Source organism: Pimelobacter simplex (assembly GCF_024662235.1).
Taxonomy (GTDB): domain Bacteria; phylum Actinomycetota; class Actinomycetes; order Propionibacteriales; family Nocardioidaceae; genus Nocardioides.
Window position 1 is genome coordinate 3,926,893 of the sequence record NZ_CP096276.1, and the last position, 18,990, is coordinate 3,945,882.

16 protein-coding genes are annotated in these 18,990 nt (G+C 73.2%); 9 read left to right on the forward strand and 7 right to left on the reverse strand.

Translation table 11 applies throughout. The features are described 5' to 3' along the window. Window positions 1–44: 44 nt before the first annotated feature. Window positions 45–1,070 (forward strand): glycosyltransferase, encoded by a 1,026-nt coding sequence (locus M0M48_RS19390; protein ID WP_257752377.1) that lies wholly within the window; start codon window positions 45–47, stop codon window positions 1,068–1,070. Between the two features lie 53 nt (window positions 1,071–1,123). Beyond that, on the forward strand, window positions 1,124–2,014 hold the full coding sequence (locus M0M48_RS19395; RefSeq protein WP_257752378.1) for a class I SAM-dependent methyltransferase: 891 nt from the start codon (window positions 1,124–1,126) through the stop codon (window positions 2,012–2,014). Window positions 2,015–2,021: 7 nt separating this feature from the next. Here the strand turns inward: M0M48_RS19395 and M0M48_RS19400 are convergent, their stop codons facing one another. Next, entirely contained in the window at window positions 2,022–3,005 is a 984-nt protein-coding gene (locus M0M48_RS19400) for a GDP-mannose 4,6-dehydratase (RefSeq protein WP_215814316.1), read from the reverse strand. 121 nt (window positions 3,006–3,126) lie between these two features. Between M0M48_RS19400 and M0M48_RS19405 the strand changes: the two genes are divergently transcribed. The 3 genes from M0M48_RS19405 to M0M48_RS19415 all read left to right on the forward strand — a co-directional run bounded on the left by M0M48_RS19405 (window position 3,127) and on the right by M0M48_RS19415 (window position 6,151). Further along, window positions 3,127–4,110 (forward strand): NAD-dependent epimerase/dehydratase family protein, encoded by a 984-nt coding sequence (locus tag M0M48_RS19405; RefSeq protein ID WP_257752379.1) that lies wholly within the window; start codon window positions 3,127–3,129, stop codon window positions 4,108–4,110. 13 nt (window positions 4,111–4,123) lie between these two features. Continuing rightward, on the forward strand, window positions 4,124–5,320 hold the full coding sequence (locus M0M48_RS19410; protein WP_257752380.1) for a glycosyltransferase family 4 protein: 1,197 nt from the start codon (window positions 4,124–4,126) through the stop codon (window positions 5,318–5,320). A gap of 117 nt (window positions 5,321–5,437) precedes the next feature. Next, a complete protein-coding gene (locus M0M48_RS19415) occupies window positions 5,438–6,151 on the forward strand; it encodes a sugar transferase (protein ID WP_215814313.1) in 714 nt (237 codons plus the stop codon). A 327-nt stretch (window positions 6,152–6,478) separates the two neighbouring features. Here the strand turns inward: M0M48_RS19415 and M0M48_RS19420 are convergent, their stop codons facing one another. From M0M48_RS19420 to M0M48_RS19435, 4 genes are all read right to left on the reverse strand, one after another. Continuing rightward, a complete protein-coding gene (locus M0M48_RS19420) occupies window positions 6,479–7,198 on the reverse strand; it encodes a TylF/MycF family methyltransferase (RefSeq protein ID WP_215814312.1) in 720 nt (239 codons plus the stop codon). Between the two features lie 39 nt (window positions 7,199–7,237). Then, a complete protein-coding gene (locus M0M48_RS19425; RefSeq protein ID WP_257752381.1) occupies window positions 7,238–7,987 on the reverse strand; it encodes an FkbM family methyltransferase in 750 nt (249 codons plus the stop codon). Beyond that, on the reverse strand, window positions 7,984–9,396 hold the full coding sequence (locus M0M48_RS19430) for an O-antigen ligase family protein (protein WP_257752382.1): 1,413 nt from the start codon (window positions 9,394–9,396) through the stop codon (window positions 7,984–7,986). The genes M0M48_RS19425 and M0M48_RS19430 overlap by 4 nt, the downstream gene beginning before the upstream one ends. A 71-nt stretch (window positions 9,397–9,467) precedes the next feature. After that, window positions 9,468–9,743 carry a MoaD/ThiS family protein gene (locus M0M48_RS19435; protein WP_215814309.1) on the reverse strand — a complete coding sequence of 92 codons (276 nt, stop codon included), beginning with the start codon at window positions 9,741–9,743 and terminating at the stop codon, window positions 9,468–9,470. Between the two features lie 133 nt (window positions 9,744–9,876). On the opposite strand from M0M48_RS19435, the gene M0M48_RS19440 reads away from it, so the two are divergent. Beyond that, window positions 9,877–10,617, forward strand: coding sequence for a response regulator transcription factor (locus tag M0M48_RS19440; RefSeq protein WP_257752383.1), 741 nt, complete (start codon window positions 9,877–9,879; stop codon window positions 10,615–10,617). Between the two features lie 8 nt (window positions 10,618–10,625). Here the strand turns inward: M0M48_RS19440 and M0M48_RS19445 are convergent, their stop codons facing one another. After that, window positions 10,626–12,173 (reverse strand): FMN-binding glutamate synthase family protein, encoded by a 1,548-nt coding sequence (locus tag M0M48_RS19445; RefSeq protein WP_257752384.1) that lies wholly within the window; start codon window positions 12,171–12,173, stop codon window positions 10,626–10,628. Window positions 12,174–12,242: 69 nt separating this feature from the next. Here M0M48_RS19445 and mshD point away from each other — a divergent pair, with 69 nt between their 5' ends. From mshD to M0M48_RS19460, 3 genes are read left to right on the forward strand one after another with little or no spacing between them, the layout of a single operon-like run. Beyond that, window positions 12,243–13,115 carry a mycothiol synthase gene (mshD, locus tag M0M48_RS19450; RefSeq protein ID WP_257752385.1) on the forward strand — a complete coding sequence of 291 codons (873 nt, stop codon included), beginning with the start codon at window positions 12,243–12,245 and terminating at the stop codon, window positions 13,113–13,115. A gap of 30 nt (window positions 13,116–13,145) precedes the next feature. After that, the gene (locus M0M48_RS19455) at window positions 13,146–17,315 is read left to right on the forward strand and encodes a hypothetical protein (protein ID WP_257752387.1); all 4,170 of its coding nucleotides are present in this window, start codon (window positions 13,146–13,148) and stop codon (window positions 17,313–17,315) included. After that, window positions 17,297–17,917 (forward strand): hypothetical protein, encoded by a 621-nt coding sequence (locus M0M48_RS19460; protein ID WP_257752389.1) that lies wholly within the window; start codon window positions 17,297–17,299, stop codon window positions 17,915–17,917. Before M0M48_RS19455 ends, M0M48_RS19460 begins: the two co-directional genes overlap by 19 nt. Here M0M48_RS19460 and M0M48_RS19465 read toward each other — a convergent pair. Beyond that, complete coding sequence (locus M0M48_RS19465) at window positions 17,880–18,941, reverse strand: alpha/beta hydrolase (protein WP_257752390.1); 1,062 nt, start codon at window positions 18,939–18,941, stop codon at window positions 17,880–17,882. The genes M0M48_RS19460 and M0M48_RS19465 overlap by 38 nt on opposite strands. Between the last annotated feature and the right edge of the window lie 49 nt (window positions 18,942–18,990).

Here is an 18,990-nt window from a genome sequence, read left to right on the forward strand (position 1 = left end):
TGGTCGTAGATTCCGTAGTCGTTCGCACCGGAAGCGTGACGATCGTGCTCGAACACCTCGTCCGCGCCTGGGCCGAGGCCTTCCCCGGCGACCGGATCTCGGTGCTCTTCGGACCCGAGGGGCAGACCTTCCCGCTGCCCGAGGGCGCGCACGCCGAGGTGCTCACCCAGCCCGGCGGTCCGCTCGGCGGCCTGTGGCTGCGCTCGGTGGCCGTACGACGGGCCGCGAGCCGCCTCGGCGCCGACGCCGTGCTGGCGGCCGTGCCGGCCAGCGGCCTGCTGGGCGCGCGCAGCCCGCGCGGGGTGATCCTCTACGACCTGCGCTTCGAGCTGCGGCCCGAGCAGTTCAGCCGCAAGACCCGCATCGCGCGCAAGGTCTCGTGGCTGTGGAGCATGCGCCTGGCCGACCGGATCTTCACGATCTCCGACCGCACGCTGCACGACCTGCGCGACCTGCACCCCTCGCTGAGCGGCCGCGCCGAGACGGCCGCGCTCGGCTCCGACCACGCGCTCGCCTGGCCGCACCCCGCCACGGTCGAGGCTGACCACCCCTACGCGATCGCGTTCGGGCACTACGGCAACAAGAACGCCAACGCGGTCATCGACGGCTGGGCGCGGTTCTGCGCCGAGCACGCCGACCAGGCCGACGGCTGGCGGCTGCGCCTGGTCGGCATGGGCGCGCAGGACCGCGCCGCCGCCGAGGAGCAGGTACGCCGCCTGGGCGTCGGCGAGCGCATCGAGCTCATGCCCTGGCTGGACGACGACGCCTTCGCGCGCGCCTTCGCCGGTGCGGGGCTGGTGGTGTTCCCCTCCGACTTCGAGGGCTTCGGCCTGCCCGCGGCCGAGGCGATCCGGCTGGGCATCCCGGCCGTGGTCTCGACCGACCCGGCGCTGGCCGAGGTGACCGGCGGGCACGCCGTCGTCGCCGCCTCGACCACGCCGGCCGACCTGGCCGAGGGATTCGCCGCGGCGCTGGCCCGCACGCCCGAGCAGCTGGCCGCGGGCCAGGCGTTCGCGGAGGCGTTCACCTGGCGTCGTACGGCCGAGGTGATCCGAACCGGTCTCTCCTGAGGCCGCGCACCCCTACCCTTGCCCCGACCCGCTCGACCACTCGGAGGAACCCGATGCTCGTCTGCCCCGCCTGCGCCGGCTCCCGCATCCGCACCGGGCCCGCGTCCGGTGCGACCGGCCGCCGGATCACGGCCTGCCGTGACTGCGGCGTGCATTTCTGGGCCGACCACGAGGCGGCCGAGCGCCTGGAGGCGATCGAGATCCAGTCCGAGCTGACGGCCGAGGGCTACAGCGACTGGGTCGACATCAAGCGCGAGCAGGCCGGTCCCGAGGCGTGGCGCGACGCGATCGGCTGGATCCGCGGCGCGCTTCCCCCGACCGACGGCGCGCCGGTCATCTACGACGTCGGCGCCGGCGACGGGCACTTCCTGAGCCTGGCCCGCGACGAGGGCGGCTTCGCCGTGACCGGCAACGAGATCGCCAAGGGCGCCGTCGAGCTGGCCAAGGAGCGCTATGACGTCGACCTCGACCTCGGCGTCCTCGAGGACCTCGGCCACGTCGAGGACGTCGACGCGGCCACGCTGTGGTGCGTGCTCGCGCACGTCCCCGACGGCGACCAGCTGCTGCGCGAGGTGCACACGATGCTGCGTCCCGGCGGGGTGCTCTTCCTGCAGACCCCGCACTGGACCGCGGCCGACGGTGCCGCCAACGGCGTCAAGACGCTCACCGGCGGCCGGTTCAGCAAGGTCCCGGACCGGCGGATCGCCCAGCACCACTGGATCCTGCACACCCGGCGCAGCATCACCGCCCAGCTCGAGCGGCTCGGCTTCACCGACGTGGTCGCCGAGCCCAAGCTGCGCTACACGCTGACCTCGCGGGCCTACTTCGCCTCGATGAACCCGCCGCAGTGGACCATCGGGCCGGCCTCGTGGCTGCTCGACAAGGCCGTCGCCAGCCGGCTCGCGCCGCGCATCGTCCTCGACGTGCGCGCCCGCAAGGCCTGAGCCGGGCTCAGGCGACGATGCGCGCCGGCAGCAGGTAGTCCACCGCCGCCGGTACGCCGGTCCGCAGCCGCCGCAGGTCGACGCTGACCATGTGGTCGACGAGCTCGGCGAAGGTCACCCGCGCGCGCCACCCCAGGGCAGCCGCCGCCGGCTCCGGGTCGGCGACGAAGACGGTGGTGTCGGAGGGCCGCAGCAGTGCGGGGTCCTGGACGACGCGGTCGCCCGGGGCGCCGAGGCCGGCCGCCGTGAACGCCCGCTCCAGCAGGTCCTGGAGCGCGTGCACCCGGCCGGTGCCGATGGGCAGGTCGAGCGGCTCGTCGTGGGCGAGCTGGAGGCGCATCGCCTCGACGTACTCGCCGGCGAAGCCCCAGTCCCGCTGGACGTCGAGGTTGCCCAGGCTCACGCTCTCGCGCAGCCCGAGCGCGATCTCGGCCGCGGCGGCGGTGATCTTGCGAGTCACGAACTGCGCGCCCCGCAGCGGGCTCTCGTGGTTGTGCAGCACGCCGCAGACCGCGAACAGGCCGTGCTCCTCGCGAGCCCGGCGGACCACGTCGTCGGCGGCCGCCTTGGCCCGGGCGTAGGGGCTGTCGGAGGCGCTGCCGTGGACCTCGGCCGACGAGGCCTGGAACAGCCGCGGCTCGACCCCGCCCCGCTCGCGCAGCCGCAGCAGCGCGGTGACCAGGTGCGCGACCGGCGCGGCGTTGGTGGCCGCGGTGCGCTCGGGCTGCTCCCAGCTGCGCCCGACCGAGCTCAGCGCGGCCAGGTTGTAGACCTCGTCGGGCGCCACCTCGGCGACGAGCGCCTCGAGTGCCGCCCCCTCGCGCACGTCGAGCGGGCGCAGGTCGATGCCGTCGAGGTAGGTCCGCCGCGGGTCGTCGGGGGCGAAGCCGGGCGCGACGGTCCCGACCACGCGGCGCCCGGAGGCGCGCAGCGAGCGCGCGAGGTAGACGCCGTCCTGCCCCGCGACACCGGTCACCAGGGCGGTACGCACGAGGCGCAGCCTACTGAAGCCCGGAATGCCCGGCACGAGGCCGTGACGCGCGCCGCGACGCCTCGTTGGTCAGTGAACGCAAGGACGCTGGGGGGCGGATCACGATCGATGAGGAGTGCACATGAACTCGGGCCACGTTGATGTTCTCGTCGCCGGTGGCGGCGGTTTCATCGGAGGTCACCTGGTCGCCGATCTTCTCGCCCAGGGCAAGACGGTGCGCGCCATCGACGTGAAGCCGGTGGACGAGTGGTACCAGGTGCACGCCGACGCCCAGAACGGCGTCGCGGACCTGTCGCTCCTCGACAACGCCGAGCAGGCCACCAAGGGAGCGCGCGAGGTCTACATGCTCGCCGCCGACATGGGCGGCATGGGCTTCATCGAGAACAACAAGGCCCTGTGCATGCTGACCGTGCTCACCAGCACGCACATGCTCCAGGCCGCCCAGAAGTACGACGTCGAGCGCTACTTCTACTCCTCGTCCGCGTGCGTCTACGCCGCCGACAAGCAGACCGACCCGTCGGTGACGGCGCTCAAGGAGTCCGACGCCTACCCGGCCATGCCCGAGGACGGCTACGGCTGGGAGAAGCTCTTCACCGAGCGGATGGCCCGCCACTTCCGCGAGGACTTCGGCCTGGTCACCCGGATGGCCCGCTACCACAACGTCTACGGGCCCGAGGGCACCTGGACCGGCGGTCGCGAGAAGGCCCCGGCCGCGGTGTGCCGCAAGATCGCCGAGGCGGTCATCTCCGGCAAGCACGAGCTCGAGATCTGGGGCGACGGCGAGCAGACCCGCTCGTTCATGTACATCGACGACTGCGTCCGCGGCTCCCAGATGATCCTGGCCAGCGACCTCGAGGACCCGATCAACCTGGGCTCGGCCGAGCTGGTCTCGATCAACCAGCTCTACTCGATCGTCGAGGAGATCGCGGGCATCAAGTGCGAGCGGAAGTACGACCTCAGCGCGCCCCAGGGCGTGCGCGGCCGCAACTCCGACAACACGATGATCAACGAGGTCTTCGGATGGGAGCCGTCGATCAGCCTCGCCGACGGGCTGGCCAAGACCTATGCCTGGGTCTACGACCAGGTCAAGCGCGCACAGGGCTGACCGGGTACGTCCGGTGAGGATCCTCGTCCACGACCACAGCGGGCACCCCTTCCAGGCGGAGCTGAGCCGCGAGCTCTCCCGCCGGGGCCACGTCGTGACCCACTCCTTCGTCGAGGGCTACGTCTCGGGCAAGGGCCGGCTCGCCGCCGGCCCGGGCGAGGCGATCACCTTCGAGGGGATCGGTGGCGCCAAGCCGGTCGACAACCAGCGGCTGCTCCAGCGGCTCGGCCGTGAGCTGCGCCGGGGCGGCGAGCTGGTCCGCCATGTGCGCCAGGTCAACCCCGACATCGTGATGGTGTCCAACGTGCAGATCCCGACGCTCGTGATCTTCGCGTTCGCGATGGCCGTGCTGCGCCGCCCGTGGGTACTGTGGCACCAGGACGTCTACGCCGTCGCGGTCAAGTCGTTCACCGGCAAGAAGCTGCCCAAGCGGTTCGCCGTGGTGGCCTGGGCCTTCGAGGTAGCCGAGCGCTGGTGCTCGCGCCGGGCCTCGGCGATCGTGGCCATCGCGCCGTCGTTCGTGCCGGTCCACGAGAAGTGGGGCACGGCCGACAAGGTCACCGTGATCCCCAACTGGGCCCCGCTCGACGAGATCGTCCCGACCGAGCGCAAGAACGACTGGTCGATCGAGCACGAGCTCGACGACGTGCCGACGATGGTCTACTCCGGCACGCTCGGCCTCAAGCACAACCCGGCCCTGCTGGTCCGCCTGGCCCGCGCCGTGCACGACGCCGGTACGCCGGTCCGGCTCGTCGTGGTCAACGAGGGGCCCGCGGTCGAGGTGCTGCGCGCCGAGGCCGACCGGCTCGGCGTACCGGTCACGCTGCTGCCCTTCCAGCCCTACGAGCGGCTGCCCGAGGTGCTCGGCAGCGGCGACGTGCTCGTCGTGCTGCTGGAGCAGGAGGCGGGTGCCTTCTCGGTGCCCTCCAAGACCCTGTCCTACCTCTGCGCCGGCCGCCCGGTGCTCGGCCTGATGCCGGGCGAGAACCTCGCCTCGGCCCTGGTCAACCGGGCCGGCGGCCTGGTCCTCCCCCCGGCCGACGCCTCGCTCGACGAGGCGGCGCGCTGGGTGAGCGGCGTCCTGGCCGACCGCGACCTGCGCGACGAGCTCGGGGAGGCCTCCCGCGACCTCGCCGAGCAGGAGTTCGCGCTCGCCGGGTGCGCCTCCCGCTTCGAGCGGCTGCTGGCCGCTCAGGTGGAGCGCCGGTGACGTGATCGGAAAAGCCTCACAAAGTTGTGGTGAGACTCGTATCTCATTCGTGACTCGCTCGTTGAGGTGTTCGCGGGACGGCCTCATCCCGCAACCGGGGACGAGTGGAGGTTGCGCGTGAAGAAGCGGGCGTTCGACGTCGTGGTCATCTGCCTGGCCGCTGTGGTGTGGGTACCTGTGGTGCTCATGGCCGCACTGGCCGTGCTGGTGCTCTCCGGCCGTCCGATCTACTACCGTTCGCGGCGCTGGGTCGGTCCCGGCACCGCCATCGAGATGGTCAAGCTGCGGGTCATGGTGCCCAATGCCAACAAGGTGGTCGCTCCGGTCGAGGCCGGTCGCTTCCTCAACACTCCGCCGGACTCGCCGCTCTACACCCCCATCGGGCGGGTGCTGGACCGGCTGGGTCTCAACGAGATCCCTCAGTTCGTCCACGTGCTGCGCGGCGAGATGAGCATCGTCGGCGCCCGTCCGCTCACGGACGTGGTGCGCGACGCGCTCACCGAGCAGCACGGCGACATCGACACCCGCTGGGAGACCCCGGCCGGCCTGACCGGTCTCCCCCAGCTCATCGGCCGCCACGACATCGACGACCACCAGCGCCTGGTGCTCGAGTCGGCCTACTCCATGCGCACCGCGCGCGACGCGAGCATCCGGCTGGACTTCAAGATCCTGCTCTTCACGGTGCTCATCACCTTCGGCCTCAAGCAGCCGATGACGTTCGAGGGCGCGCTCCAGCTCGCCCAGCCGCGCCCCCGCCGCCAGCGGGTGCACACCCCTGACCTCGCGCAGCCGCTCTACGGAGCCGCCGCGCCGGAGGCCGACGTCGCCTGATCGGCGGCTCGCTCCTCCACCGCACGGGAGAGAACCCCCGGGCCGATCGGCCCGGGGGTTCTGTCGCTCTGGCGCGGTCGCTGTGGGGGCCGTGGTCGGGGTGGGCGCGCGGCCGAGCGCGCCGCCGGTGCGCGGCCGGCGCCGGGGTAACACGCTGTTCATGGTGCTGGTCGGCGGTTGTCGTCGCAAAAGACGTGCTGGGACGGCGTGGTAGCGACGTCAAGCGGCGCCCAGCACGGTGGACAGCGTGTTACCCCGGGTCCCGGCGGCCGCCCGCGGCGGCTCCGCGGTGCGGCCGCCCGCGACGGCGGCGGCTCCGGGACCGGCTCAGCGCATCTTGATCGCGAGGTGGCCGAAGTAGTGCCAGGCCGAGGCGAGCACGTCGTACTCGCGCATGTAGGCCGAGCAGTAGTTGTCGAGCGCCTGGAACTCGTTGAGCACCGAGGAGAACTCGTCGAAGAGCACGATCGTGCCGGGCACCAGCAGCGCGTCGAGCCGGGTCAGCACGTAGAGCGCCGAGGAGTAGAGGTCGGAGTCGACGTGGACGACGAGCTGGCGCTGCGGGTCGTGGTCGAACTTCTCCAGGAAGAGGTCGAGCGTCTCCTGGAACCAGCCGGGCACGAACGAGAGCCGCTCGTCCTGGATGTCGGGCAGCGCGCCGTCGACGTCGAAGTGCGCCTTGACCATCCGGCCGTCGAAGCGCTTCCAGTTCTCGGGCAGGCCCTCGAAGGAGTCGAAGCCGAAGAAGCGCGACTCGGGGTGGTGGTTCATCTCCACCCAGTGCCGCAGCGAGCTGCCCTGGAAGACCCCGAACTCCAGGTAGTCGATCGGCGCCTCACCGATGAGCGAGGCGTGCACGTGGTCGTACATCGCGGTGCGCTCGGCGAAGGCCGGCGTGCCGTCCGGGACGTGCTCGCGCCGCCAGGTCTCGATCTTCGGCAGGTTGACCAGCGTGTCGAGCCGCCGGCTGTCGACGCCGATCTTGGCGATCGCGACCTTCGACTTGATCCGGAAGCTGGCCATGGCGGTCTGGAGCGGACGTGCCACAGGGGGTCTCCTGTCGGTGGGGGGTGCTGCGGTGGGTGGTCAGTGGTCCCGCACGACGAGGACGTCGGCCTGCAGGAGGCGTCCGGTCGGGTCGGAGAATCCGGTCTCGAGGCTCTGCAGGCGGTAGCCGTGCTCACGCAGCACGGCGACGGACTGCTCGGCGAGCTGCTGGCCCTCGTAGAGCTCGACGAAGGACACCTCGAGCTGGACGGCGTCGAAGCGTCCCAGCAGGTCGCCGGCGCCCGCGATCACCTCGGCCTCGTAGCCCTGGGTGTCGATCTTGAGCAGCGTGCGCGCCGGGTCGACCGCGAACCGCTCGACGAGCTCGGACACCGTCGTGACGTCGACGCGCTCCACGGCGACGTACGCCGAGTCGGGCGCGCCGTCGAGGTGCGCCTGGGTCATGTCGAGGATCGAGGAGGAGTACGAGTTGGCCGCGACGTGGATGTCGATCGTGCCCGGCTCGCGGCCGACGGCGGCGTTGACCGGGTGCCAGTGCGGGTCGCGCTGGGCGCGGCGCTCGAGCTCGGCGTAGGCACCCGAGAGGGGCTCGCAGCTGATGATCCGGCCGCCGTACCCGGAGCGGCGCAGGCCGAGGGCGTACTGCCCGACGTTGGCGCCGATGTCGAGGACGGTGTCGGCGCTGCGCGCGGCGAGCGTGCGCGCGACCTGGCGGGTGTAGACGCCCTTGCTCACGTCGAGGTCGAGCCGGTGCAGGCCGCCGCGGATGGCCAGCTTGGCCCGCTCGCGGACCCGGTTCTTGAGGCTCTGGTCGGGGCCGTTGCTCATCGCGAGGTCTCCGTGGCGGTGGTGGTGGCGGTCAGGACGGGCACGCCGGGGGCCTCGGCGGCCTCGGCAGCCTCGGTCTCCGGGTCGGGCGGGTCGACGTCGAACGGGTCGTCGGGACGCAGCCGGCGCATGTTCATCGCGACGAGGATGGCCGGGGCCATCGCGACCCACAGGGTGCGGTCCTCGAGCGCGGGCACCGTGGGCGTGATCGCGATGAACGCCCACGCGACATAGGTCAGCCGGCGCCGCGGGTGGTTGCCGATGATCGGCCGGGCCATCACGAACAGCACCATCAGGTAGCCGACCAGGCCGACCAGACCGATGCTCGCGGCGACGCCGAGCACCACGTTGTGGACGTAGATCGTCTCGGCGAACCCGTTGCCGAGCACCGGGTGCGACAGGAACATCTCGATGCCGAAGTCCTGGGCGTTGAGGCGCGCGTTGTCGGCCACGATCGCGTCGCCCGAGCCGGCCAGCCGGCTCAGCGCCGAGGAGTCGCCCGAGCTGTCGATGAGCAGCGGCAGCGAGACGATGCCGATCGCCATCAGCAGCGCGAGCAGGAAGCCCTTGACCGCCGAGCGCTCGACGAACGGGATCATCACGACCAGACCGGCGACCACCGCCGCCGCGGCGCGGCTGCCGCTGGTGACCACGGAGAGGACCGAGAGGGCCGCGCAGCCGGCCACGAGCACGCGGTACCAGACCGCGTCGTGGCGCTTCCAGAGGTACATGGTCAGCGCGAAGGCCATCACGCCGGCCTCGCCGAAGGCGTTGGGGTGGTGGGTCAGGCCCACGTCGCGGTTGGCGATCTTGTCGCCCACCGGCGAGTACACGACGCTCAGCATGTGCCCGGCGACGTAGCTCCACACGAGCGTGTCGATGATCCGCCAGCCCGGCGCCCAGATCGCCAGCAGACCGACCAGGCCGACCAGGACGACGAGCCACTGGAAGAACTGCAGCGCGCTGATGATCGGCGACGGCGAGAAGACGGTCGAGAGGATGCCCGTGGTCAAGATGATGAGGACGCCGAGCGCATAGCCCATCGGCAGCCGCACCGGGCGGCCGATCAGCGTCGGCACCAGCAGCAGCACCGCGACGCCGAAGAGCAGGTCGGTCGGTGTGATCGGGGTGTCCGGGCTCGGCGCGATGCCCTTGTACATCGGCGCGGTCGCGAAGGCGCCGATCATCGCCAGGAGCGCCATCCGCTCCCGGCCCAGGACGGCGAGCGCCATCACGGCCCCGGCCAGGCCCACCGCGATGGCCGCGAGCACCGGGCCGCGCGCCGCGGCGGCGGCCAGGACGGCGGCCAGCAGCACCACGAAGACGGTGACCGCACGGCGCTCGACGACGCCGGTGCTGCCGTCTCCCGTCACCGCCGTGGGCGGTCGCGGGGTGGTCTGGTGGGGCACGGGTCTCCTCTGCATTCCGCTGTCGTCGTATGCGTCAACGGCGGAAGGGAGTCTAGGGGACGGCCTTTCTCCTATCCGCCCGCGAACGGCGGCAGGAATTCGACCGTGTCGCCCGGCTGGAGGACGACGGCGGCCGGATCCTCGGACGACACCGGCCGCTCGCCGACGAGCACCGAGCAGACCTGGACCACCTCGGGGAAGCGGCCTCCGGCGTGGCGTCGTACCAGCTCGGTGCGCAGGTCGGCCAGCGTCACCGGTCCCGGCGCCGCGACCTCCTCCTCCGCCTGACCCGCTGCCGCCCGGGCGGCGGCCCAGTAGCGGACCCGGATGACCTGCGTCTCATTCACCTCGGCGACCCTTCCCCGTTGCACTGTTGTTTCGGTATCGTCCCTCACCAGAAAACTGGCCGGGACCCAGCGTTGCGTTTCGGTCTCTCGACTCGGCGCCCGCGATCGCGGTGATGCCGGTGAGGAGGCCAGCGTGAGCACTCTCCTTCTGCTGACCAGCGCACTGCAACCCTCGGCCGAGGTGCTGCCCGGTCTGGCCCTCCTGGGTCACCAGGTCAAGATCCTGCCCGCCGAGGGCAGCGCGCTGCTCGAGGCCCCCGACGCGGACCTGCTCCTCGTCGACGGCCGCCAGGACCTGGCCGGCGCCCGCGACCTGTGCCGGCTCATCCGCACGACCGGGACCGACGTCCCGGTCCTGCTCATCGTGACCGAGGGCGGCCTGGCCGTCGTCAACCACGACTGGGGCATGGACGACGTCGTCCTGCACACCTGCGGCCCGGCCGAGCTCGAGGCCCGGATCAAGCTCGCCGTCGGCCGCCTCGCCGCGGCCCGCGACGCCGCCGACCCCGAGGCCCACGTGATCCGCTCGGGCGAGGTCGTCGTCGACGACGCGACCTACACGGCCAAGGTCGGCGGGCGCACCCTCGACCTGACGTTCAAGGAGTTCGAGCTCCTCAAGTTCCTCGCCCAGCACCCGGGCCGGGTGTTCAGCCGCCAGCAGCTGCTCCAGGAGGTCTGGGGCTACGACTACTTCGGCGGCACCCGCACCGTCGACGTCCACGTACGCCGGCTGCGCGCCAAGCTCGGGCCCGAGAACGAGACCCTCATCGGCACCGTGCGCAACGTCGGCTACCGGTTCGTGCTGCCCTCCAAGGAGGCCGCCGCCGAGGCCGACGCCGCGACCGTGGCGGAGCGGGACCAGCAGGACGCCTAGGCCCCGCCCTAGGACGTCCGGCCCTGCTCGTCGAAGTGGTCGGCGGTGTGCATCAGCCGGCGCACCTGCTCCCGCAGCTCCGGGCCGAGCTCGCCCCAGCCCTCCTTGTAGCCGTAGACCGACGCCAGCGAGCGGGCGTCGTAGTCGCCGTTGAAGATGTCGACGTCCGCCGTCGTGATCAGCCCCGGGTGAGCGACACCCACCGCCGCGGAGACCCGGGTGAGCTCCTTGCGGAGGGTGCGGAGGTAGACCGCGCAGCGCTCCGCCTTCGAGACCGGGTCGAGGCCACGCACCAGCCACGGGTTCTGGGTGGCGACGCCGGTCGGGCAGTGGTCGGTGTGGCACTTCTGGGCCTGGATGCAGCCGATCGACAGCATCACCTCGCGCGCCACGTTGACCATGTCGGCGCCCAGCGCGAACGCGACGACCGCGTTGTCGGGGAAGCCCAGCTTGGCCGAGCCGATGAACGTGATGTCATCGGTCAGCCCCAGCTCGGCGAACGTGCCGTAGACCCGGGAGAAGCCCATCCGGTAGGGCACCGAGACCGAGTCGGCGAAGATCAGCGGCGCCGCGCCCGTACCGCCCTCGCCGCCGTCGACGGTGATGAAGTCGACCCCGCGCTCGCGCGGCAGCATCAGCCGGGCCAGCTCCTCCCAGAAGTCCATCGCACCGACGGCCGACTTGATGCCGACCGGCAGCCCGGTCTCGGCGGCGATCATCTCGACGAAGTCGAGCATCGAGTCGACGTCGTGGAAGGCGGTGTGGCGCGAGGGCGACGCGCAGTCCCGGCCCTCGGGGATGCCGCGGATCTCGGCGATCTCGGCCGTCACCTTCGCCGCCGGCAGCAGCCCGCCCAGCCCCGGCTTGGCGCCCTGGCTGAGCTTGATCTCGATCGCCCGGACCGGCGCGGAGGCGACCATCTCCTTGAGCCGCGGCAGCGAGAAGGCGCCGTGCTCGTCGCGGCACCCGAAGTACGCCGTACCGATCTGGAGGGTGAGGTCGGCGCCGTTGCGGTGGTACGGCGAGATCGCGCCCTCGCCCGTGTTGTGCAGGCAGCCCGCGGCGGCCGCCCCCTTGTTGATCGCCGTGATCGCGTTGGGCGAGAGCGAGCCGAAGCTCATCGCCGACACGTTGACCACCGAGCCGGGCCGGAACGCCCGGGCCCGCCCGCGCGGCCCGCCGAGCACCTTGGCGCTCGGCAGCGTCCAGTCGTGGTCCTGGTCGCTGGGCAGCTGGTCGGCGAACGTGCGCTGCTTGATGTAGGCGTGCCCCTGGGTGTGCTCGACGTCGACGTCGGTGCCGAACCCGAAGTAGGAGTTCTGCTCCTTGCTGGAGGCATAGATCCAGGTCCGCTGGTCGCGGCTGAACGGCCGCTCCTCCTCGTTGCTGGTCACGATGTACTGACGCAGCTCGGGACCGACCTTCTCCAGCAGGTAGCGGGCATGGCCGATCACCGGGAAGTTGCGCTGGAGGGCGTGCTTCTTCTGGACCAGGTCGCGCGCGGCGACCGCTCCGAGGGCGAGGGCGGCCCCACCCACCGCGCGGCTCAGCTTCATGGGCCATTCCTACCGCGTCGCGAGGTCGCGGGTAAGAGGGGGCAGGGGCTCGCGCGATAGCGTCGCGAGGTGACCCCGGACCTCCCCCTGCTGACCGGTACCCCCGCCCTCGACGCGATCGACCGCGTGCGGGAGGCCTGCCGCGACGCCGACGGGACCGACCCGCTCGACGAGGCCGCCACCCTGCGCCTCAAGCACCACGGGCTCGACGGCATCGGCGCCTGGGTCGCCGCCGACGGCTTCGCCCTGCGCCGCGACGACGAGATCGACCTCGCCGTCGCGCCCGCCGCGCGCGGACGCGGCGTGGCCGGCACGCTGGGCGGGCTCGCGGTCGCCGAGCCGGGCCCGCTGACCGCCTGGTCGCACGGCGACCACCCCGCCGCCGCGGCGCTCGCCGCCCGCTGGGGGTTCGCCCGCACCCGGGAGCTGTGGGTGATGCGCCGGCCGACCGCCGTACCGCTGGCGGGGAACGTGGTGCCCGACGGCATCCGGATCCGCGACTACGGCTCCGGCGACGCCACCGCCCTCCTCGCGGTCAACGCCGCCGCCTTCGCCCACCACCCCGAGCAGGGCTCCCTCGACGAGGCCGGCCTGGCCGAGCGGATGGCCGAGCCCTGGTTCGACCCCGCCGGCCTGCTCCTCGCCGTCGCGGACGACGGCGAGCTGCTCGGCTTCCACTGGACCAAGCAGCACGACGCGGACACCGGCGAGGTCTACGTCGTCGGCGTCTCCCCCGCCGCCCAGGGCCGCGGCCTGGGCCGCGTGCTCACCCTCGCCGGCCTCCAGCACCTCGCCTCCCGAGGCGTCGCCGAGGTGCTCCTGTACGTCGAGTCCGACAACGAACCGGCGCGGCGACTGTACGAAGGCCTCGGCTTCGGCCACGCTGCAGCGGACACCCACGTCCAGTACCGCCGACCGGACGTTTCCCAAGTTTCGCCGTAACCCCCCTGCGGCTGAGTAGATTTACCTGACATGAGCTCTGTCACCGACAACGAGCCGGAGCCCGAGGACTCCCGGCTCGATGACGCGCGCCCCGCGCGCGGTCGGGGACGCCGTGGCCGGCTGTGGCGCCGCCACGAGGACGAGGCTCCCGATGCCGGCGAGCTCGACGCGGACGAGGTGGCCGAGCTGCTGCGGCGCAGCAACACCTCGGTCGCGCCGGAGGACGACGCTCCGGGCGAGCCTGCTGCTGCAGCTCCTGCTGCTTCTCCTGAGGCTCCTGCGCCCGAGGCGCGCGCCGGGGACTGGTCGGACGTCATCGACCGCTCGCTGGGTCGCCCGCTGACCGAGATCGCGCCCGAGGAGTTCGAGGTCACCCCTCCCGCGAGCGACGACCCGTCGCTGCGGGGGACGCTGACGGACCGGTTGGAGCGGATGCGGTCCGAGTCCGACGTGGCGCCGGCTCCCTCGCCGACGGCCGCGGGTGACGAGGACGGGGACGGTCCCGTCGACGCCGTCGATGTCGCCGATGCCGAGGACGGTGACTGGGCTGCGGTCATCTCCCGCTCGACCAGTCGTTCGCTCGGTGAGCGGCACGGGCTGAGCGCGCCGGAGCCCGCGCCGGAGCCTGAGCCCGAGCCGGAGCCTGAGCCCGTTGCTGAGGTCGAGGCCGACCTCGACCCCCTCACGTCCGAGACCTGGATCATCGAGCCCGAGGCCGTGATCGAGCCGGAGCCCACGCCCGAGCCGGAGCCCATCGAGCCCGAGGCGGTCGAGCCTGAGGCGGTCGAGGCCGAGGCGGTCGAGCCCGAGCCCGCCCCGGAACCGCACGCCGACTTCGACCCGGCCACCGCGGACCTGCCGGACCACCGTCGTACCGCCGAGGAGGCCGGCCAGCGCGTCATCGCCGACGCCTTCGACGGCGGCTTCGCCGAGCCGACCCCGGTCCCCCAGCCCAAGGGCCTGGCCCGGCTGCGCCGGCGTCCCGGCGCGGGTTCCGCGCCGCGGCCCGAGGCGCGGCCGCTGCAGGAGTTCGTCGAGCCGCCGCTGCTCGAGGAGCCGATCCCCAACATCGACCAGCCGGCCGACGTACCGCGTCGCCCGTCGGAGGTCCTCGCCCACGCGCGCGCCGAGATCGAGGCCGAGCTGGTCGAGTCCGCGCCGCCGGTCGCGGCCGAGGACGGTACGCGCGCGGAGCCCGAGGTCGTCGTACCGGACAACGCGGAGGTGGTCGCCGCCCTCGCCGCGCGCCTGCGCCGCGACGCCGAGCTGGCCGCCGCCGAGCAGGCCGCCGAGCGCGCTGCCGCCGAGGAGGCCGCCCAGCGCGCCAGCGAGGCCCGCGCCGAGGCCGACCGCCTCGCGCAGGAGCAGGCCGAGACCGCAGCCACCGCGCACCGCGCCCGTGCCGAGGCCGAGGAGCTCGCCCGTACCGAGGCCGCCGCCCGCGAGGCCGCCGAGCGCGCCGCCCGCGAGCGCGCCGAGCTGGCCGACGCCGAGTCCGCCCGCCGCGAGGAGGCCGAACGCCACGCCGTCGAGCAGGCCGAGCGCGCCAGCGAGGCCCACGCCGCCCGCGAGGCCGCCGAGGCCAACGCCCGCGAGCAGGCCGACCTCGCCGCCGTCGCCGCCGGAGCCCGCCAGCAGGCGGAGTCCGCCGCCGAGACGTACGCCGAGGCCGCCCGCGTCGCCCACGAGGAGCGCGCCGCCGCCGAGGACCGCGCCCGGGTCATGGCCGAGGCCGCCGCCGTCAGCGCCGCCGAGCACGCCGAGTTCGCCCGCCGGATGCTGGCCGAGCGCGAGGCCGCGGAACGTACCTCCGCCGAGATCGCCCAGGCCCGCGCCCTCGCCGAGGAGTCCGCCCGCCAGCAGGCCGCCCTCGCCCAGGACGCCCACCGCGCCGCCGAGGCCGCCGAGGAGCGCGCCCGGATGCTCGCCGAGCAGGCCGCCGCCAGCGCGGAGGAGCACGGCGCCCTCGCCCGCCAGGCCGTCGAGGAGCGCGCGGTCGCCGAGCTCGCCGCCACCGAGCACGCCCACCTGGCCCAAGAAGCCCAGCAGGCCCGCCAGCTCGCCGAGCAGGCCGCCCTCGAACAAGCCGAGCTCGCCCGCCTCGCCCTCGAGACCGCCGAGGCCGCCGAGCGCCGCGCCGAGGACGCCGCCGGCCGCGCCGAGGCCCAGGCCGCCGCCCGCGTCGCCGCCGACGAGTCCGCCACCCAGCAGGCCCGCCGCGCCGAAGAGGCCCACGAAGCCCGCCGCCTCGCCGAGGAAGCCGCCCGCGAGCAGCTCGAGCTCGCCACCGAGGCCCAGGCCGCCGCCGCCTCCGCCCACAGCTCCGCCGCCGCCCTCGCCGAGGAGAAGAAGGCCGCCACCGAGGCCCTCGCCCTCGCCACCGAGTTCGCCACCGAAGCCGCCAACGCCCGTACCGAGGCCGAGCAGCGCGCCGCCGCCGCCCTCACCGAGCTCGAGCACTCCGCCGCCACCCACGCCGCCGCCGTCGAGACCCTCCAGTCCGACCTCGTCCGCGCCGAAGAGCGCGCCCTCCAGCACGCCCAGGCCCGCGCCGACGCCGAAGCCGCCGCCGCCGAACAGGCCCGCGCCCGCGCCGACGCCGAGGCCCGTGCTGCCGAGCTTGCGCAGGAGCGCGAGCGGGCGCTTGCGCAGACGGCTGCGCTGGCGAGCCAGATGGCGGAGATCCAGGCACGTTTGCGGGGCGAGGACGGGGACGGGGCTGCGGCGGTCGTCGAGCCGGCTATCGAGCCGGTCGCTGAGCCGGTGGAGCTGGTTGAGTCGGTGGAGCCGGAGCCGGTCGAGCTGGTGACCGTGGCTGAAGCGGAGCCGGTCGTCGACCCGGAGCCCGAGTCTGACCCCGAGCCGGAGCCCGTGGCCGTGATCGACCCCGACCCCGAGCCGGAGCCTGAGGCCGTCATCGCGCCCGAGCCTGAGCCCGACCCCGAGCCGGTCGTCGACGCGGAAGCACCTGAGGCCGACGTCGAGCCGGTCGCCGAGGCCGCCGTCGAACCGGCCGCTGAGCCGGAGCCGGAGCCGGAGCCGGCCGAGCCGGTCATCGAGCCCGAGGCCGCGGTCGAGCCCCAGCCCGAGATCATCGTCGAGCCGGGGCCGGGTCCGGAGCCCGAGCCGGAGCCCGAGGCGGAGCCCGAGGCCGAGCTGGTCGTCGAAGCCGAGCCGGTGGTTGCGGAGGCGCCCGAGGAATCCGCGTCGTTCACGTCCGTTGCGGCGCAGATGGAGCAGATCCGGGCGCGGCTCCGCGCGGAGCAGGGCGGTCCCGTCGAGCCCGCTCCCGAGGCCGTCGCCGAGTCGGAGGTCGAGCCGGAGCTCGAGCCCGAGCCGGAGGTCAGGGACGAGGAGCGTCCGCCGTCGCTGCTCGAGCAGTGGCACGCGACGGCGGAGTCGGTGCCGGTGGCCGAGGTCGGGGTGCCGGATGAGACTGACGAGCTCCTCCCCCCCGAGTACGACGACACGTCGGTCGAGGAGCCCGAAGAGGCGCCCACGCCCTGGCGGATGAGGACCGCGGCCGAGCTCGTCGACGAGGCAAACGAGGCAAACGAAGCGGACGAGATCGACGAGGCGGCCGAGCTCGAAGAGGCCCAGACCGAGCCGATCGACCCCGACCCGGACACCGAGGAGCCCGAGCCCACCCCGGAGCCCACCCCGGAGCCCGAGCCCGAGCCGATCGTCGACCTGCAGCCCGAGCCCGCCCCCGAGCCGACCCCCGAGCCCGCGGTCGAGCCGGAGCCCGAGCCCACCCACCCCCACACCAAGCACATCCCCTTCCACGCCAAGCGCGGCAGCGGCAGCCTGGCCCCCGTCGCGATCCTGGTCGCGCTGGCCTGTGCCGCAGTCGTCGGCCGGATGGCGATCAAGGGCAGCCTGTGGGACGACATCGGGTTCAGTGCGACGCTGACCGTGGTGGCAGCGGTGCTGCTGGGCTACGCGCTCAAGGTGAGCAGCTCCTCGCGCAGCGTCCACATCGACGAGGTGGGCGTGCTCAAGGTGACGGTGGGCGACACCAACAGCCAGTTCGACCTGACGAGCCCGAACACCAAGATCGAGCAGACCGGTACGCCGGGGCAGCGCAATTGGCGGGTGCTGATCCTGCGGCGGAGCATGTCCCCGGTGGTCATCGACGCGCGGATGGTCGAGCCGCACACGTTCATGGAGGCGCTGCGGCAGTGGCGAACGGACCTGTAGAACCCGACGAGGCGACGGCGCTCCGGAGTGAGCGCGACGACCTGCTGCGGCGCTGTGAGGCGGCGGAGGGTCAGGTCGTGGCGTTGACGGGTGAGCTGGCGGCGGCGCAGGAGCGGGTGGCTGCGCTGGAGGCCGATGACGGCTCGTTGTCCCTGTTCGGTGGGGATCCGGCGCCGGGCAGCGACCGGTTGACGGGCGACGGCAGTGATCCGCGGATCCTGTCGATGGTGCTGGGAGCCACGGCGGTGGTGGCCGGGATGGTGGCGCTGCTGGCGCTGCTCAACGGCAAGATCGCGACGCCGTTCGGGGTCGTGATGATCGCGCTGACGATCGGGTTGGCGTGGGGGGCGGCGCGCACGCGGGTGGTGCCGGTCGAGGTGAGTGTCGTGCGCGGCATCGTGTACGTCGAGCAGGGCGAGACGACCTACCGCTTCGACCTCCGCAAGCCCGGGACCCAGGTCGAGATCGACGGCCGGCCCGGCGAGAGCGGGTGGGCGGTGCGGTTCCCGCGGCGCAACCTCGACCCGTTCGTGGTCGACGGGTCGATGGTGGACGCGGCGGACTTCACCCGTCAGCTGCGCGAGTACCGCCCCGAGCTGTAGCCAGCTCCCGCAGTCGTCCGGCGATCTCGAGCACGGCCGCGCGGCTGGTGCGGCCGACGCCGACGATGTTGAGGAAGCCGTGGATCTGGTCCACGAAGCGGCGCAGCTCGACCTCGGCGCCGGCGTCGACCATGTGCCGGGCGTAGGCCTCGCCCTCGTCGCGCAGCGGGTCGAACCCAGCCGTCACCACGTACGACGGCGCGAGCCCCGCGGGCAGCGTGACGTCGAGCAGGTTGACCCGCTCGTCGGCGCGCGCCTCGGGGGTCGTGAGGTAGGTCGCGGTGAACATCTCCATCGACTCGGCGGTCAGGTAGAGGCCCTCGCCGAACAGGCGCAGGCTCTCGGTCTCCCGGTCGATGTCGGTGCAGGGGTAGACGAGGAGCTGGAAGGCCAGCGGGACGCCGTCGCGGGCGGCGGCGATGGCGGTCCAGGCGGCGATATTGCCGCCGGCGGAGTCGCCGCCGACGCCGATCCGGGCGGGGTCGACGCCGAGCTCGTCGGCGTGCTCGTGCACCCAGCGCAGGGCGGCCTCGGCGTCGTCGAAGGCGGCCGGGAAGGCGGCCTCGGGGCCGACGCCGTAGTCCACCGCCAGCACCGGTACGCCGGACTCCTCGGCGAGCACCCGGCAGGGCGCGTCGTGCGAGTCGAGGTCGCCGTAGAGGAAGCCGCCGCCGTGGAAGAACAGCAGCAGCGGGGTGCCCTGGTCGGCGGGACGGGCTCCGTGGGGCAGGTAGAGGCGGGCGGCCCGGTCGGCGACGACGAGGTCGCGGACGGCGCCGATGGGCTGGCGGCCCCCGGCGAGGGCCGCGTTGGCGTTCATCGAGGCCCGCCCGTCGGCCACGGAGGTGTGGCCGAGCTCGCCGCGGCGGGCGAGCTTCTGCATCCCGAGCAGGAGCTGCAGGTCGGGGGCCAGGGTCTGCCCGTCGAGGACGAGCGGGCGGCCGGAGAGCGCGCGCTGCGCCTTCGCCGGCAGGCTCAGCAGGGTCTTGAGGGCGCCGCCCTCGAGGGTCGCTCGCAGGTTCACGAGCACAACTTACCCGTGAGTCACCTCCAGGAGGAGGGGTCCGCGCCCC

Bases quoted from the DNA above. Each gene is read 5' to 3' on its own strand.
- M0M48_RS19395 (WP_257752378.1), top strand. From the start codon at position 1,124: ATGCTCGTCTGCCCCGCCTGCGCCGGCTCCCGCATCCGCACCGGGCCC.
- M0M48_RS19405 (WP_257752379.1), top strand. From the start codon at position 3,127: ATGAACTCGGGCCACGTTGATGTTCTCGTCGCCGGTGGCGGCGGTTTC.
- M0M48_RS19425 (WP_257752381.1), bottom strand. From the start codon at position 7,987: ATGAGCAACGGCCCCGACCAGAGCCTCAAGAACCGGGTCCGCGAGCGG.
- M0M48_RS19445 (WP_257752384.1), bottom strand. From the start codon at position 12,173: ATGAAGCTGAGCCGCGCGGTGGGTGGGGCCGCCCTCGCCCTCGGAGCG.
- M0M48_RS19455 (WP_257752387.1), top strand. From the start codon at position 13,146: ATGAGCTCTGTCACCGACAACGAGCCGGAGCCCGAGGACTCCCGGCTC.